Source organism: Pseudotabrizicola formosa (assembly GCF_002900965.1).
Classification (GTDB): Bacteria; Pseudomonadota; Alphaproteobacteria; order Rhodobacterales; family Rhodobacteraceae; genus Pseudotabrizicola; species Pseudotabrizicola formosa.
The window spans coordinates 782653-797375 of the sequence record NZ_PJOM01000001.1 but is presented as its reverse complement, the minus strand read 5'-3'; the positions used below and the strand labels follow the sequence as shown (position 1 = coordinate 797375).

The window sequence follows — 14723 nt, the reverse complement described above, 5'->3', positions numbered from 1 at the left end:
GCAAAGCGGTGTGGCGTGTCGCACTGGCCAGCGTTGCGCCTTGGCGCGGTTCGGAAAAGGCGGGGGCGGATTGGGCGGGTCTGGCCGAAAAACCTTCGGCAGCCCGCCCGACCGGATTACTTGTATTTGCCGGTGTAGACGGGCTCAACCGAAACCGGCTCGTCCACGTAAACGACTTCAGATTCTTTTGGGGCACAGGCAGCAGCAAAGGCCACAACGCACAGCGCCAGGAAAGTTTTCGTGCTCTTCGACATCCTCGTCTCCTATATTCTTGGAAGGTTGCATCGGGATATCCGATAGCACACCGTTCATCTGAGGCAAAGGCCGCTTGGGTCCGGCCTGCTACGACTGTAGCGGAATGCTGCCGGGTTTGACATGGGGTGCGTGCCAAGTTTGGCGCCTGTGACTCTGCTACATCAGCACGGCGTCCGGGGACCGGTGCCACCACCATATCTTGGGAGTCCATCAGAACATCTCCAATATGCAGTGGCCATCTTGGTGGCTGAACGATTCGAAAAATTGCGTTGCTTCGGGGGCGGTTTCGCCAAACGGCACCGGCTGATCGGCAAGCGAGATGATGATCTGCGTCGGCTGCGGCCCGAACGCGCTCAACCGTGGCAGGGCATAGGTCTGACACAGATGAACAATATCTTCTGCCGCCGTTTCATAGGGCACTGTGCCGCCTTCGCGGGCGATCTGTGGGGCGACAAAGCGAAAGCGCACGGCCAGACCCTGCGGGCCGGGGGCATTCCAGATCACATCCTGCAACGTCACCGGCTGGCCCGAGGGCACCGCAATCAGCTCCGCTTCCGGGGCGGAAAGGTCCGTCTGTCGGGTGACCGGATCAGTCATGCCCTGCCCCGCCGATGTATGTGCCGCTGCTATGCGCCATGAAGCCACCCCTTTGCCCTGCCACGTTCAAAGGGGGATGTTATCGTGCTTTTTCCACGGGTTCGCCAACTTCTTCGTGCGCAGCGCAGCAAAGGCCCGGCAAATCCGGCGGCGGGTGGAGGACGGCATGATCACCTCGTCGATAAATCCCTTTTCGGCAGCCACGAAGGGATTGGCAAAGCGGTCCTCGTAATCGCGCACGCGGGCGGCAATCTTGTCCTTGTCGCCCAACTCGCTGCGATACAGGATCTCGACCGCACCCTTGGCCCCCATCACCGCAATTTCGGCGGTGGGCCAGGCGTAGTTGAAATCGCCGCGCAGGTGTTTGGAGGCCATCACGTCATAGGCTCCGCCATAGGCCTTGCGGGTGATGACGGTCACCTTGGGGACCGTCGCCTCGCCATAGGCAAACAGCAGCTTCGCGCCATGCTTGATCACGCCGCCATGTTCCTGGCTGGTGCCGGGCATGAATCCGGGCACGTCGACCAGAGTCAGGATCGGAATTTCAAACGCATCGCAAAAGCGCACGAAACGTGCAGCCTTGCGGCTGGAATCAATGTCAAGGCAACCGGCCAGAACCATCGGCTGGTTGGCCACCACACCGACCGACTGGCCTTCCAGCCGGATGAAGCCGGTGATGATATTGGCGGCAAACGCGGCCTGAATTTCAAAGAAGTCGCCTTCATCGGCGATTTTGGCGATCAGCTCTTTCATGTCATAGGGCTGATTCGGATTGTCGGGAATCAACGTATCCAGGCTTTTGTCGACCCGGGCCGGATCATCGAAGAAGGGCCGCACCGGAGCCTTTTCCCGGTTGTTCAGGGGCAGGAAATCGATCAGGCGGCGGGTTTCGGCAAGGGCCTCGACATCGTTTTCAAACGCCCCGTCGGCCACGCTGGACTTGCGGGTATGGGTCGCGGCCCCGCCCAGTTCTTCGGCGGTGACAACCTCGTTGGTCACCGTTTTCACCACATCCGGGCCGGTGACGAACATGTAGCTGGTGTCTTTGACCATGAAGATGAAATCGGTCATCGCCGGCGAATAGACCGCCCCGCCCGCGCAAGGCCCCATGATCAGGCTGATCTGCGGTACCACGCCGGAGGCCATGATGTTGCGCTGAAACACCTCGGCATAGCCGGCAAGCGATGCCACCCCTTCCTGGATGCGCGCGCCGCCAGAATCGTTGATGCCGATGACCGGCGCACCGTTCTGGATAGCCATATCCATGATCTTGCAGATCTTCTGCGCATGGGTTTCCGACAACGATCCCCCGAAGACGGTAAAATCCTGCGAAAACACATAGACCATGCGGCCGTTGACCGTGCCCCAGCCGGTGACCACGCCATCCCCCGCGGGGCGGTCGTCCTGCATGTTGAAATCGGTGCAGCGATGGGCGACGAACATGTCGAACTCCTCGAAGCTGCCCTCGTCCAGCAAAAGTTCGACCCGCTCGCGGGCGGTCAGCTTGCCCTTGGCATGTTGCGCGGCAATCCGGCGCGCACCGCCCCCCTGACGCGCGGCGTCACGGCGGGTTTCAAGCTGGGCCAGAATATCCTTCATCGCGCGTCCCCCCTGCGGAATAGCCTGCACAATAGGGGGCAAACGGGCGGGGGCAAAGCGGAATTGGGAAAATTTGCATAGTATTTGTTAGCTGTGAATTGCTAATTGCAAATCAGCAAATCCGCGCTCGGCTGTCTGCCTTAACCCAGTGCCAGAACCGGGCCGTCAAGCAGGCGCATCAGATCTCCGAAATAGCCGCCGGACCGGGCGGCCTGGGTCGGGTCTGACGTGATGGCAACCGCAAGGGACCGCGCGGGGTGGCTTGCGATGATCTGCCCGCCATAGCCGCGCGCGATGGCCCAACCAGAGCGGCTGAGGAACCAGCCCAGACCATAGCCCAACCCGGAATAGGGCGATGCGGTCTGCGCCACCTGCGAGGCGCGGATCCAGTCGGCGTCAATCACCTGAGCCCCGTCGAATCTGCCCCCGTCGCGCATCATCAGCGCCACGCGCAGCATGGCCTGCGGCGACAGGGCCATTTCATTGCCGCCAAAGTAATATCCCTGCGGATCGCGCGTCCAGGAGGCAACATCGATATCCAGCGGCGCGCCCAGCCTTTCGCGCGCCAATGAGCGCAGGTCTTTGCCCGTCGCGACGGCAAGGGCCGCTCCCAGCACATGGGTGGTTCCGGTGGAATAGATCATCCGCCCGCCGTTCGGCGCAACACGCGGCTGGCGCAGGGCATAGGCAATCCAGTTGGACGAGCCGACCCAAGCACCATAATTGCCCCCCGAGGTGCCCTGCAGCCCGGCGCGCAGGGTCACCAGATCCTCCATCGTCAGATCGGCCACGCCTGCCGTGGCGTCCTGCGGGATGAGCTTTGGGGCGACATCCCCCAGACGCGCGGAGAGCCCCGCAATCTCGCCCCGCGCGATGGCGGTGCCAAGCAGCAGCGCCAGGATGCTTTTGGAACAGGATTTGATATTGGCCGCCGCGGTGAGCCCCCGCCCCCGCGGCGCTTCGGCCAGAAGCTGGTCATCGCCGCGCTGCACCAGAATGGCATGCAGTTGCGGCAAGGCAATGGCCGCATCACGCAGGTCAGACAGCGCGGCACCCTGCGCCCGCACCAGCGACGGGGCGGCGAAGGCCCCGGCCAACACCACAGAGACAGAGAACTGACGGCGAGAGAGCATAGAACCTCAACGGGGCATGATCCGGAATTGCCCCGGCACAGTGCGCAGGCCCCGCGCAAAACGCAAACCACGGGCGTTCACAAGGTAGAGAGAGGGGCATCTGGCAGCCAGTGTCCGGATCCGCTATGGCTGCGGGAAACACTGCCTTGTCAGCCCCGCTTTTCAGGACGCCCCGACCATGCCCCTGCCGTTTTCCGTTCCGGTGCTCACCATCGGTCTGTTGCTGCTGTCGAACATCTTCATGACCTTTGCCTGGTATGGCCATCTGAAGTTCAAGGAAAATTCGCTCATCATGGTGATCTTCATCAGCTGGGGGATCGCCTTCTTTGAATATGTCCTGATGGTGCCTGCCAACCGCATCGGCCATGGCCATTTCAGCGCGGCCGAGCTCAAGACCATTCAGGAAGTGATCACCCTGTCGGTTTTTGCCGTGTTTTCGGTATTTTACCTCAAGGAACCGCTCAGCTGGAACCATCTTGTCGGCTTTGCGTTCATCGGGCTGGGCGCATTTTTCATTTTTCACAAATGGGCATAGGTGCACAGGCCGATCTGCCCGAATGGCGTGTACAGGGGGCGTGACGCGGTCTAGCAAGGGCATATGGCTGAGAGCACATTTCTGAACCGCCGGACGCCGCCGCATATTGCGACGCTGATCCTGCTCGCCGGGCTTTCCGCCCTGACCATGAACATCTTCCTGCCGTCGCTGCCCGGAATGGCGGCATGGTTCGGGGTGCCTTATGCGCTGATGCAGCTGTCTGTGGCGCTCTACCTTGGGCTATCGGCGGTGCTGCAGGTTCTGATCGGCCCGATTTCAGACCGCTATGGCCGGCGCCGCGTGCTGCTCTGGTCGCTGGTCCTGTTTTTGTTGGCCACCCTGGGCACGCTGCTGGCCCCGAATGCGACCGTCTTTCTGGTGTTCCGGATGGCGCAGGCCGTCATCGCGGCGGGCATGGTCCTGTCGCGCGCCGTGGTGCGCGACATGGTGCCCGATGACGCACAGGCCGCCAGCATGATCGGCTATGTCACCATGGGGATGAGCATTGTGCCGATGATCGGCCCGGTGATCGGCGGCGTCCTGGAAGAGGCGATCGGCTGGCAGGCCAATTTCGGGCTGTTGCTGGTGCTGGGTCTGGCGACGCTGTGGCTGACCTGGGCCGATCTGGGGGAAACCGCAACACTCCGCCCAGTCACCCTCGGCGCGCAGATGCGGCTTTATCCGCAACTGCTGCGATCCCAGCGGTTCTGGGGCTATGCGCTCTGCGCCGCCTTTGCCTCGGGCTCGTTCTTCGCCTATCTCGGCGGCGCGCCCTATGTCGGCACCGAGGTGTTTGGTCTGACCGCCTCGGGTGTCGGTGCGCTGTTTGCCCTGACGGCCGTGGGCTATGCGGCAGGCAATTTTGTGGCCGGGCGGTTTTCGGTGCGGATCGGGATGAACCGCATGGTGTTCTTCGGTTCGATGGTCACACTGAGCGGGCTGGGCACGCTGGCGGTGCTGACACTGTCAGGGGTGCATTCGCCCTTCGTGTTCTTTGGCTTCACCACCTTCGTGGGCTTTGGCAATGGGATGACCCTGCCCAATGCCAATGCGGGGCTGCTGTCGATCAAGCCCGAACTTGCCGGCACCGCCTCGGGCCTTGGCGGCGCGATCATGATCGGCGGCGGCGCGGCGCTGGCGGCGGCAGCCGGCGCGTTGCTGGGGCCGGGCGCATCCGAGCTGCCCCTTGTGCTGCTGATGCTGGCGTCATCGGTCGGCGCGCTGCTGTCGATCCTTTGGGTCATGCGGCGGGCGCGGGCCCTGGGGCTTTCGGCCTGAGCCGATCGGCGCTTGACGGCAGCTTTGCAAAGGCCAACATGCCTTTGCAAAGCGGGGGAGCACATGGCAACGCAAAAGCTTTATGCCGGGGCAAAGCTTCGGGAAATCCGCGGGCGGCTGGGGCTGACGCAAAAGCTGTTTGCCGACCGGTTGTCCGTGTCGCTGCCCTATCTCAACCAGATGGAAAACAACCACCGGCCGGTGTCTGCCGGGGTGGTGCTGGCACTGGCGCAGGAATTCGGGCTGGATGTCACGGAACTGACGGTGGGCGAAAGCGAACGGCTGGTCAGCGACATGAAAGAGGCGCTGGCCGATCCGGTGTTCGGCGGAACCAGCCCGCCGCTGTCTGATCTGCGGCTGGCGGCGTCGAATGCACCCGCGCTGGCGCGCAGCTTGCTGGACCTGCACCGCGCCTATCGCCAGACCCATGAACGGCTGGCCTCCCTGGATGAGGCGCTGGGGCGTGAAGATGCCGCCTTGCGGCCCTCTCCCTGGGAAGAGGTGCGCGATTTCTTTCACTATTGCGACAATTATCTCGATGCGGTGGACCGCGCCGCCGAACATTTCACCACCGGCCCGCAGGGCCGCCGCGATGTGATCGCCTGCGCGCGTGCGGCGCTGGACCAGCGGGGGATCAGCCTGCATTTCACCGACACCGGAGCCATGCGCAGCTATGATCCGGCCAGCCGCCGGCTGGACATCTCGGCCCGCAGCGCCGGGCCGACACAGGCGTTTCAGCTGCTGCATCAGGTGGCATTGCTCACCCAGAATGACCTGCTGGACGCCACACTGGACCTTGCCCGTTTCCACACGCCCGAAGCGCGCGACATCGCCAAGATCGGGCTGGCCAATTATTTTGCCGGGGCCGCCCTGCTGCCCTATCGCGCCTTTCTCGATGCGGCGATCAGCACGCGGCATGATCTGGAGCGTCTGGCCGATCTGTTCGGGGCCAGTATCGAACAGGTGGCGCACCGGCTGTCGACGCTGCAACGGCCGGGGGCCAAGGGCATCCCGTTTTTCTTTGTGCGGGTCGATCAGGCCGGCACCATCACCAAGCGCCACTCGGCCACCCGACTGCAATTCGCCCGATTCGGCGGGGCCTGCCCGCTGTGGAACGTGCATCAGGCGTTTGAAACCCCGGGCCGCTTTCTGCGTCAGCTGGCGGAAACGCCTGATGGCGTGCGCTACCTGTGCCTGTCGCGCGATGTGTCAAAGCCGGGTGGTGCCTTCCACGCCGCCACGCGCCGCTATGCCATCGGGCTGGGCTGCGAGGTGCAGCACGCGGGCGCACTGGTCTATTCCGACGGGCTGGACCTGAAAGGCCGGTTCGAGCCGATCGGCATTTCCTGCCGGATCTGCGAACGGCCCGATTGCCACCAACGGTCGGTGCCGCCGCTGGAACGCCGGTTGCGGGTCAACCCCGACCGGCGCGACATGCTGCCCTATGAAATCTTGTCCTGATCCGAAAGACGCCGGTGGCGACGTTGGGTCAGGCGGCACCGCCCCCTGACCCGGCGACATCAGCCGTGACTGTCGGCCCCATGCGCCAGATGATGCGCAATATGGTCCTTCAGATGGCTGCGCTGGCGGCGCAGGGCGGTTTCGGCCTCTTCGCTCAGCGTGTCGACGCGGGTTTCGGCCCGGTGCACGGCGCGGTTGATGTCAGTGTATTGGGCCAAGAGCCCGGCAAAATGCGGGTCTGCCAGTTTCAGGGCATGGATCTTGTCGGCTTGACCGGGGAATTCCTCGGCCAATTCATGCGGGGTGTTGGACATCTGCGCCTCCTGTTGCTTGTGTCAGAGCCAGTCTGGCAGATCCGCGCCCCATGGGCCTTGACCCTGATCAAGTCAACGGCGCGCGGGGCGAAAACCGGCGGCGCGGGCCTGGGCCTCGGTGCAGAACCACGCTTCGCCCTTTTGGGTATCGATGCGGGTCGCGGCATAGTCGCGCTGACCGGGGCGATGGTAGATCCGGCCGGATGCGCTGATATTGCCCTTGATCTCGCAGCCCCCGGGCGCTGCCTGTGCGGCGGGGGCCTGGGCGCGCCGGTGCGCTTCGGGCGTGGTCATCCGCCCTGCCCAAAGGCCAAGGCCCGCCGCCCGTGCAACCGACCCGTCTGCGACATACCGGTCGGAATAGCGCCGATAGGCCTGGGCCGCGCCATCCCGAACCATGGCACGCGCAAGATCTGTGCCGCCCACCGTACAGATGGCGACCATGCGCCCATAGCGGTCGGTGTCTTGGCGCGTGCAGGTGACCTTGCGGTTCGCAATCGTGCGGGCCAGCATTTGGGCCGACCATGCGCCACAATCCCAGCTTTGCCCCGCGCGGTCACAGCTCTGGCCCCGTTCCGGTGCGTCGATGCCGAACAGGCGCACGCGCTGGCCTTGCAGATCCAGCGTATCACCGTCGATGACCCGCGCGGCACCATCGCGGGTGACAGCGGCGGCGGGAGCGGCCAATGACAGGGCCAGCAGGATGAGACTGAAGCGAAATGTGAACATGCCCCGGGCATCGGGCCATCGCCGCAGCGTCGCAAGGAAAAAGTTAACAAATGGTTAATGCGCGTTAACGCTGTTGCCCAAAGCCATCACCGTTGTGCCACCCGCCAGTCCGGGTTGATCCAGGGGCCAAGGTTCATCGGGGCCAGTGGCGTGCGGCCCAGAATGTGGTCGGCCGCCTTTTCCCCCACCATGATCGACGGCGCATTCAGATTGCCATTGGTCACCTGGGGAAACACCGAACTGTCGGCCAGACGCAGGCCATCAACCCCGATGACCCGGCACTCAGGGTCAACCACGGCCATCGGATCGGACCGGCGCCCCATCCGGGCCGTGCCGCAGGGGTGATAGGCGCTTTCCGCATGCGCGCGCAGGAAAGCGTCGATCTCGTCATCGCTCTGCACCTCCGGCCCCGGCTGAATTTCACCTTTGACAAACGGGGCCATCGCCTCTTGCCCAAAGACCTCTCGTGTCAGGCGGATCGCGGCGCGGAACTCGGCCCAGTCGTCGGGGTGCGACATATAGTTGAAGCGGATCACCGGATGATCCTTCGGGTCCGCCGAGCGCAGCGTGACCGAGCCACGCGATTTCGACCGCATCGGTCCGACATGGGCCTGAAACCCATGCCCCCCCGCCGCCACCTTGCCATCATAGCGCACGGCGATGGGCAGGAAATGGTACTGGATATCCGGGTACTCGATGCCTGCGCGCGACCGGATGAAGGCACAGGCCTCGAACTGGTTGCTGGCCCCCAGCCCCTTGCCGGTGAACAGCCATTGCGCCCCGATCAGCGCCTTGCTCCAGATGTTCCAATGCTTGTAGAGCGTGATCGGCTGGGCTGCGGCAAACTGGAAATAGATCTCCAGATGATCCTGCAGATTGGCCCCCACGCCGGGGCGGTCGGCGACCAGCGCGATGCCGTGGCGCGCCAGCTCTGCCGCGGGGCCGATGCCGGACAGCATCAAGAGCTTTGGGCTGTTGAGCGAGGAAGCCGCGATGATCACCTCACGCCCTGCCTGCACCACAAAGGGGGCACCGCCCTGATCCACCTCGACCCCGGTCGCGCGGCCATTCTCGATCACCACGCGGCGCGCATTGCCGCGCAAAAGGTGCACATTGCCCCCCGCCATCGCGGGTTTGAGATAGGCATTGGCGGCAGACCAGCGGCGGCCCTTGTAGATGGTCGCCTCCATCGGGCCAAAGCCCTCTTGCTGCTGGCCGTTGTAATCGTCGGTGACCGGATAGCCCGCCTGCGCGCCCGCCTTGATGAACGCATCAAACAGCGGGTTGTCGCGCGGGCCCCGGGTGATGTGCAGCGGGCCATCGGTGCCGCGGTATTCTGGGCCCGATCCGCCGTGCGACCGCTCCATCCGTTTGAAATAGGGCAGCACATCGGCATAGCCCCAGCCATCCGCCCCCATCTCGGCCCAGGTGTCATAGTCGCGGGCATGGCCGCGCACATAGACCATGCCGTTGATGCTGCTTGACCCGCCGATGACCTTGCCCCGCGGCGTGGCCATCCGTCGCCCGCCCAGATGCGGTTCTGGTTCCGATTGCAGGCCCCAGTCGTAAATGCCCATGTTCATGGGATAGGACAGCGCCGCCGGCATCTGGATGAAGGGGCCGGCATCCGATCCGCCCGCCTCGATCACGGTAACGCGCCGCCCGGCCTCGGCCAGCCGATACGCCATGGCGCACCCGGCAGAGCCTGCCCCGATGATGATGTAATCCGCGTGCATGTGCTTGTTTCTTCAGTGAAAGGCTTCAGTAAGGCGCGTCGACCGGGCCCATGCCGACATAGACCGATTTGACCTGGGTATAGTGCTGGACCGCCGCATGGCCGTTTTCACGGCCCACGCCCGAGGCTTTCATGCCGCCAAACGGTGCCTCTACGGGGGTCAGGTTATAGGCGTTGATCCAGCAGGTGCCCGCCTGCAACTGGCCGATCACCCGGTGGGCGCGGGTGATGTCGGCGGTGAACACCCCCGCGGCCAGCCCGAATTCGGTGGCATTGGCGCGGGCAATCGCCTCTGCCTCGGTGTCGAAATCCAGCACCGCCATCACCGGGCCGAACACTTCTTCCCGCGCAATGGTCATGTCGTCGGTGACATCGGCAAAGACGGTGGGCTGCACGAAATAGCCGGTGTTGGCTGCGGCGCGCGCGCCGCCGGTGATCAGCCGCGCCCCTTCGGCCTTGGCGGTGTCGATATAGCCCATCACCTTGGCAAGCTGCGCCTCTGACACCAAGGGGCCCATATGGGTGGCGTCGTCCAGCGGATCGCCCAGCACCATCGCCTGCGCCCGTGCCTTCAGCCGCGACAGGAACGCCTCCTTCAGACCGCGCTGCACAAAGACCCTTGTGCCATTGCTGCACACCTGCCCGGCGGAATAGAAATTCGCCATCATCGCGGCCCCCACCGCATCGTCCAGATTGGCGTCGTCAAACAGGATCAGCGGCGATTTGCCGCCCAGCTCCATCGTCACATGGCGCATTCCTTCAGCGGCGGCAGCATAGACCTTGCGCCCAGTGGGCACTGATCCGGTCAGCGACACCTTGGCCACGCGCGGATCGGTGATCAGCCCTGCCCCCACCGCCCCGCGCCCCTGAACCACGTTGAACAGGCCCGCAGGCAAGCCGGCCTCGATATAGATCTCTGCCAGTTTCAGCGCGCCCAGCGGGGTCACTTCCGACGGTTTGAACACCATGGCGTTGCCAAGGGCCAGGGCAGGCGCCGATTTCCAGCAGGCAATCTGGCTGGGGTAATTCCATGCCCCGATGCCAACGCAGACGCCCAAAGGTTCGCGGATCGTATAGACAAAATCGCCGCCCAGCGGGATGGTTTCTCCTGTCACGGTCGGCGCAAGGCCCGCGAAATACTCCAGCGCATCGGCCCCAGACGGCCAGTCTGCCACACGGGTTTCCTGAATCGGCTTGCCGGTGTCGAGCGTTTCCAGCCGCGCCAGATCTTCGCCTCGATCGCGGATCATGTCAGCCGCGCGGCGCAGGATGCGGGCGCGCTCCACCGGGCGGGTGGCGGCCCAGGCGGTCTGTGCCCGGGTGGCAGCGGCCACAGCCCGCTCGATCAGCGCGGGGGTCGCCTCATGCAACCGGGCGATCACCGCACCCGTGGCGGGATAGATCACCTCGATCACCGCGCCTGCGGTATCCTCGACATAAGCGCCATCAATGAAATGGCTGGCAGCAGGTTGCGCTTTCATGCGTCTTCTCCCGTCAGGTGTGAGTTCAGATAGGTCAGCGCCATGGCCACTGCCGCCTCGCCATCGGGCGGGCCGGATTTCAGCACCTCGCGCAGGTAAAGGCCGTCGATCAGCGCCCCCAGACCATCGGCCAGGGCGGGGGCCTTGGCCCCGGCCAGCGGCCGCAGACAGGCCATCAGATTTGACCGCAAGCGCCTTTGGTAAATCGCCAGCAAGCGCCGCGCCTGTGGCACGGTCTGGGCCAGCACCCAGAAGTTCAGCCAGGCCCCCACCGCCTCGCGCCGGAAATTGCCCGGGCTGAAACTGGCGCGCAAAATGGCGCCGAGCCGCGCCTCTGGCCCCTGCGACGCGGCCAGCGCCCCGCGCACCTCGGCCCCGTAGAGGGACAGGATGTGGCGCATGGCGGCCAGAAACATCTCTTCCTTTGACCCGAAGTAATGGTGCGCCAAGGCCGGCGACATGCCCGCACGGCGGGCAATCTGGGATACGGTCACGTCCAAAGACCCGACCCGCCCGATCTCGGTGATCGTGGCTTTGACCAGCGCATCCTTTCGGATAGGCTCCATCCCGAGTTTGGGCATTTTGGTGTGACCTTGTGGAAATTCCTTGCCAAACCAAGTAAGCTTGAAGTTCATTGACTCGTCAATCAACAAAAAACAGGGAGCCACCAATGACCCTTCGTTCCACCTTTCTTGTCACCGCTGCGGCCTTTGCCTTTGCAGGCACCGCCCATGCCGAAGGCTGCGACAAGGTGATCTTTTCGGATGTGGGCTGGACCGACATAACCGCCACCACCGCGGCCACAACCGTGGTTCTGGAAGCCCTGGGCTATGACACCGAGATCAAGCTGCTGTCGGTGCCGGTGACCTATACCGGGTTGGCCGGCAACGATATCGACGTGTTCCTTGGCAACTGGATGCCGACGATGGAGGCCGATATCGCCCCCTACCGCGAGGCCGGAACGGTCGACACGGTGCGCACCAATCTGGAGGGCGCGAAATACACCCTGGCCACCAATGCGCCTGGCGCGGCGCTCGGGATTGCCGATTTCAGCGACATCGCCGCGCATAAGGACGCGCTGGAAGCCCAGATCTATGGCATCGAGCCGGGCAATGACGGCAACCGGCTGATCATCGACATGATCGAAAACGGGCCCTTCGGGCTTGACGGGTTCGAGATTGTCGAATCCTCGGAACAGGGGATGCTGTCGGCCGTGGCCAAGGCAACCGATGACGGGGCGCCCATCATCTTTCTGGGCTGGGAACCGCATCCGATGAACGCCAATTTCGAGATGACCTATCTGACGGGCGGCGACGACTATTTCGGCCCCGATCTGGGCGGGGCCACGGTCGCGACCAACACCCGCGCGGGCTATGTGGCGGAATGCCCGAACACCGGCAAGCTGTTGCAGAACCTGTCCTTCACGCTGGCCATGGAAAACGAGATCATGGGCGCCATCCTGAATGACGGCACCGACCCGGCAGAGGCGGCCAAGACCTGGCTGGCGGCCAACCCCGCCGCCTGGGAAGCCTGGCTGGACGGTGTGACCACCAAGGATGGCGGTGACGCCCAGGCCGCTGTGGCCGCCGCGCTGAACTGAGCGGCGGCACTGGCCTGATGGGGCGGCCTGATGGGGCGGCCTGTGGCGAGCGCGGGGGGCGGCGGGCCCCTTTCCACCGGTTCCCGGACCGGTGGCGCACCGCGCGGCCTATTTCAAAAGATACAAGAGGCGGGCCGCATTTATGGATTGGCTGACGGAGCACAAAATTCCGGTGGGGCGCACGGCCAAGGCGGTGTTCGACTGGATGAATGCCAATCTGGGCGGCATCTTTGATTCCATCGCGGACGCGATGGAGGCGATGATCGACGCGATCCTGTGGTGTCTGGAAACGCCGCATCCGCTGATCATCGTGGCACTGTTCGTGGCGCTGACCTGGGCGCTGCAGCGGCGCTGGACGATCTGCTTCGGGGTCTTGCTCGGGTTTCTGTTCATCCTCAATCAGGGCTATTGGGATGAGACGATGGAAAGCCTGACGTTGATCCTGTCGGCCTGCGTGGTCTGCATGGGGGTGGGCGTGCCCATCGGCATTGCTGCCGCGCACCGGCCCCGGCTTTACGCGGCCCTGTCGCCGGTGCTCGACCTGATGCAGACGCTGCCCACCTTTGTCTACCTGATCCCGGCCATCGTCTTCTTTGGCCTTGGCATGGTACCGGGCCTGATCGCCACGGTGATCTTCGTGCTGCCGGCCCCGATCCGGCTGACCTATCTGGGGGTATCCTCCACCCCTACCCCGCTCTTGGAGGCCGCCACCGCCTTTGGGGCGACACCTGGCCAGCGGCTGTGGAAGGTGGAACTGCCTTATGCCCTGCCGCAGATCATGGCGGGGCTGAACCAGACCATCATGCTGTCACTGTCGATGGTGGTGATCGCGGCGCTGGTCGGGGCCAATGGTCTCGGCGTGCCGGTGGTGCGGGCGCTGAACACTGTGAACACCTCGCTGGGCTTTGAGTCGGGTTTCATCATCGTGGTGGTCGCCATCATGCTGGACCGGATGCTGCGGGTGCGGTCATGAACGCGGTTGAATTCGACCGGGTGTCGATCGTCTTTGGCGACCACCCGGACCGCGCCCTGCCCCTGATGGATCAGGGGCTGAGCCGAGCCGAGGTGCAGGCGAAAACCGGGCAGGTGCTGGGCGTGCATGATTGCAGCCTGACCGTGGCCACGGGGGAAATCCTTGTGCTGATGGGCCTGTCAGGCTCGGGCAAGTCCACGCTGCTGCGCGGGGTCAACGCGCTCAATCCCGTGGTGCGGGGCGAGGTGCGGGTGCATGACGGGACCGGTCTGGTTTCGGTCACCAAAGCCGCGCCAGAGGATCTGCGCAAGCTGCGCCTGTCGCGGATTGCCATGGTGTTTCAGGCCTTTGGCCTCCTGCCCTGGCGCACGGTGCGCGAGAATGTCGGGCTGGGGCTGGAACTTGCCGGCCAGACGGCGGCACAGCGCCGCGCCAAGGTGGACGAACAGCTGGAGCTGGTGAACCTGACGCAATGGGCCGAGCGCAAGGTGGGCGAATTGTCCGGCGGCATGCAGCAACGCGTGGGCCTTGCCCGCGCCTTTGTCACCGAGGCCCCGATCCTTTTGATGGACGAGCCGTTCTCGGCGCTCGACCCGCTGATCCGCGCCAAGTTGCAGGATGAACTCCTGGACCTGCAGGCCAAGCTGAAACGCACGATCATCTTCGTCAGCCATGATCTGGACGAAGCCTTCAAGATCGGCAACCGGATCGCCCTGATGGAGGGTGGACGCATCGTGCAATGCGGCACCGCGCGCGAGATCATCGCCAACCCGGTCGATGCCTATGTGCAGGACTTCGTGGCCCATATGAACCCGCTGTCGGTGCTGACCGCGCGTGATGTGATGGTGGCGGGCGAGACGGTCGCCACCCTAGCGGTGGCACCGGACACCCCGGTGCGCGAGATCATGGCCATGATCCGCGACGGCGCAGGCGAAATGGCGGTTGAAGAGCACGGCGCGCGCATCGGGGTGCTGCGCGCCGGGGCGGTGATGGGGCGGCTGATCAACCCGCGAACGGGCTGATCAGCCAGGCA

15 protein-coding genes are annotated in these 14723 nt (G+C 64.3%); 6 read left to right on the top strand and 9 right to left on the bottom strand.

All coding sequences use genetic code 11. The features are described from left to right. Positions 1-116 precede the first annotated feature (116 nt). From CXR43_RS04020 to CXR43_RS04005, 4 genes are all read right to left on the bottom strand, one after another. Positions 117-254, bottom strand: a complete 138-nt coding sequence (locus CXR43_RS04020; RefSeq protein ID WP_103332704.1) for a hypothetical protein — start codon at positions 252-254, stop codon at positions 117-119. Positions 255-465: 211 nt separating this feature from the next. Beyond that, positions 466-852, bottom strand: coding sequence for a DUF6497 family protein (locus CXR43_RS04015; protein ID WP_103332703.1), 387 nt, complete (start codon positions 850-852; stop codon positions 466-468). A 66-nt stretch (positions 853-918) separates the two neighbouring features. After that, positions 919-2451: an acyl-CoA carboxylase subunit beta gene (locus CXR43_RS04010; protein WP_103332702.1), complete on the bottom strand. Its 1533-nt coding sequence runs from the start codon at positions 2449-2451 to the stop codon at positions 919-921. A gap of 140 nt (positions 2452-2591) precedes the next feature. Beyond that, complete coding sequence (locus CXR43_RS04005) at positions 2592-3584, bottom strand: serine hydrolase domain-containing protein (protein WP_103332701.1); 993 nt, start codon at positions 3582-3584, stop codon at positions 2592-2594. Between the two features lie 178 nt (positions 3585-3762). Between CXR43_RS04005 and CXR43_RS04000 the strand changes: the two genes are divergently transcribed. The 3 genes from CXR43_RS04000 to CXR43_RS03990 all read left to right on the top strand — a co-directional run bounded on the left by CXR43_RS04000 (position 3763) and on the right by CXR43_RS03990 (position 6858). Then, positions 3763-4119, top strand: coding sequence for a DMT family protein (locus CXR43_RS04000; protein WP_103332700.1), 357 nt, complete (start codon positions 3763-3765; stop codon positions 4117-4119). Between the two features lie 63 nt (positions 4120-4182). Continuing rightward, entirely contained in the window at positions 4183-5397 is a 1215-nt protein-coding gene (locus tag CXR43_RS03995) for a Bcr/CflA family efflux MFS transporter (protein ID WP_103332699.1), read from the top strand. Between the two features lie 63 nt (positions 5398-5460). Continuing rightward, positions 5461-6858 carry a helix-turn-helix domain-containing protein gene (locus tag CXR43_RS03990; RefSeq protein ID WP_103332698.1) on the top strand — a complete coding sequence of 466 codons (1398 nt, stop codon included), beginning with the start codon at positions 5461-5463 and terminating at the stop codon, positions 6856-6858. 59 nt (positions 6859-6917) lie between these two features. Here CXR43_RS03990 and CXR43_RS03985 read toward each other — a convergent pair whose 3' ends face one another. The 5 genes from CXR43_RS03985 to betI form a co-directional block, all read right to left on the bottom strand. Next, positions 6918-7172 carry an HP1242/YdcH family protein gene (locus CXR43_RS03985; protein ID WP_103332697.1) on the bottom strand — a complete coding sequence of 85 codons (255 nt, stop codon included), beginning with the start codon at positions 7170-7172 and terminating at the stop codon, positions 6918-6920. Positions 7173-7244: 72 nt separating this feature from the next. Continuing rightward, positions 7245-7901, bottom strand: a complete 657-nt coding sequence (locus CXR43_RS03980; RefSeq protein ID WP_103332696.1) for a thermonuclease family protein — start codon at positions 7899-7901, stop codon at positions 7245-7247. A gap of 86 nt (positions 7902-7987) precedes the next feature. Next, the gene (gene betA, locus CXR43_RS03975) at positions 7988-9637 is read right to left on the bottom strand and encodes a choline dehydrogenase (RefSeq protein ID WP_103332695.1); all 1650 of its coding nucleotides are present in this window, start codon (positions 9635-9637) and stop codon (positions 7988-7990) included. Positions 9638-9662: 25 nt separating this feature from the next. Beyond that, entirely contained in the window at positions 9663-11117 is a 1455-nt protein-coding gene (betB, locus tag CXR43_RS03970; RefSeq protein WP_103332694.1) for a betaine-aldehyde dehydrogenase, read from the bottom strand. After that, the gene (gene betI / locus CXR43_RS03965; RefSeq protein ID WP_103332819.1) at positions 11114-11698 is read right to left on the bottom strand and encodes a transcriptional regulator BetI; all 585 of its coding nucleotides are present in this window, start codon (positions 11696-11698) and stop codon (positions 11114-11116) included. The genes betB and betI overlap by 4 nt, the downstream gene beginning before the upstream one ends. An 89-nt stretch (positions 11699-11787) precedes the next feature. Here betI and choX point away from each other — a divergent pair, with 89 nt between their 5' ends. The 3 genes from choX (at position 11788) to choV (ending at position 14712) form a co-directional block, all read left to right on the top strand. Then, positions 11788-12717, top strand: a complete 930-nt coding sequence (choX, locus tag CXR43_RS03960) for a choline ABC transporter substrate-binding protein (protein ID WP_103332693.1) — start codon at positions 11788-11790, stop codon at positions 12715-12717. A gap of 142 nt (positions 12718-12859) precedes the next feature. Then, positions 12860-13690 carry a choline ABC transporter permease subunit gene (gene choW / locus CXR43_RS03955; protein WP_103332692.1) on the top strand — a complete coding sequence of 277 codons (831 nt, stop codon included), beginning with the start codon at positions 12860-12862 and terminating at the stop codon, positions 13688-13690. Continuing rightward, positions 13687-14712 carry a choline ABC transporter ATP-binding protein gene (choV, locus tag CXR43_RS03950; protein WP_103332691.1) on the top strand — a complete coding sequence of 342 codons (1026 nt, stop codon included), beginning with the start codon at positions 13687-13689 and terminating at the stop codon, positions 14710-14712. The genes choW and choV overlap by 4 nt, the downstream gene beginning before the upstream one ends. The last annotated feature ends 11 nt before the right edge of the window (positions 14713-14723 follow it).

Bases quoted from the DNA above. Each gene is read 5' to 3' on its own strand.
- CXR43_RS04020 (WP_103332704.1), bottom strand. From the start codon at position 254: ATGTCGAAGAGCACGAAAACTTTCCTGGCGCTGTGCGTTGTGGCCTTT.
- CXR43_RS04015 (WP_103332703.1), bottom strand. From the start codon at position 852: ATGACTGATCCGGTCACCCGACAGACGGACCTTTCCGCCCCGGAAGCG.
- CXR43_RS04010 (WP_103332702.1), bottom strand. From the start codon at position 2,451: ATGAAGGATATTCTGGCCCAGCTTGAAACCCGCCGTGACGCCGCGCGT.
- CXR43_RS04005 (WP_103332701.1), bottom strand. From the start codon at position 3,584: ATGCTCTCTCGCCGTCAGTTCTCTGTCTCTGTGGTGTTGGCCGGGGCC.
- CXR43_RS04000 (WP_103332700.1), top strand. From the start codon at position 3,763: ATGCCCCTGCCGTTTTCCGTTCCGGTGCTCACCATCGGTCTGTTGCTG.
- CXR43_RS03995 (WP_103332699.1), top strand. From the start codon at position 4,183: ATGGCTGAGAGCACATTTCTGAACCGCCGGACGCCGCCGCATATTGCG.
- CXR43_RS03990 (WP_103332698.1), top strand. From the start codon at position 5,461: ATGGCAACGCAAAAGCTTTATGCCGGGGCAAAGCTTCGGGAAATCCGC.
- CXR43_RS03985 (WP_103332697.1), bottom strand. From the start codon at position 7,172: ATGTCCAACACCCCGCATGAATTGGCCGAGGAATTCCCCGGTCAAGCC.
- CXR43_RS03980 (WP_103332696.1), bottom strand. From the start codon at position 7,901: ATGTTCACATTTCGCTTCAGTCTCATCCTGCTGGCCCTGTCATTGGCC.
- betA (WP_103332695.1), bottom strand. From the start codon at position 9,637: ATGCACGCGGATTACATCATCATCGGGGCAGGCTCTGCCGGGTGCGCC.
- betB (WP_103332694.1), bottom strand. From the start codon at position 11,117: ATGAAAGCGCAACCTGCTGCCAGCCATTTCATTGATGGCGCTTATGTC.
- betI (WP_103332819.1), bottom strand. From the start codon at position 11,698: ATGCCCAAACTCGGGATGGAGCCTATCCGAAAGGATGCGCTGGTCAAA.
- choX (WP_103332693.1), top strand. From the start codon at position 11,788: ATGACCCTTCGTTCCACCTTTCTTGTCACCGCTGCGGCCTTTGCCTTT.
- choW (WP_103332692.1), top strand. From the start codon at position 12,860: ATGGATTGGCTGACGGAGCACAAAATTCCGGTGGGGCGCACGGCCAAG.
- choV (WP_103332691.1), top strand. From the start codon at position 13,687: ATGAACGCGGTTGAATTCGACCGGGTGTCGATCGTCTTTGGCGACCAC.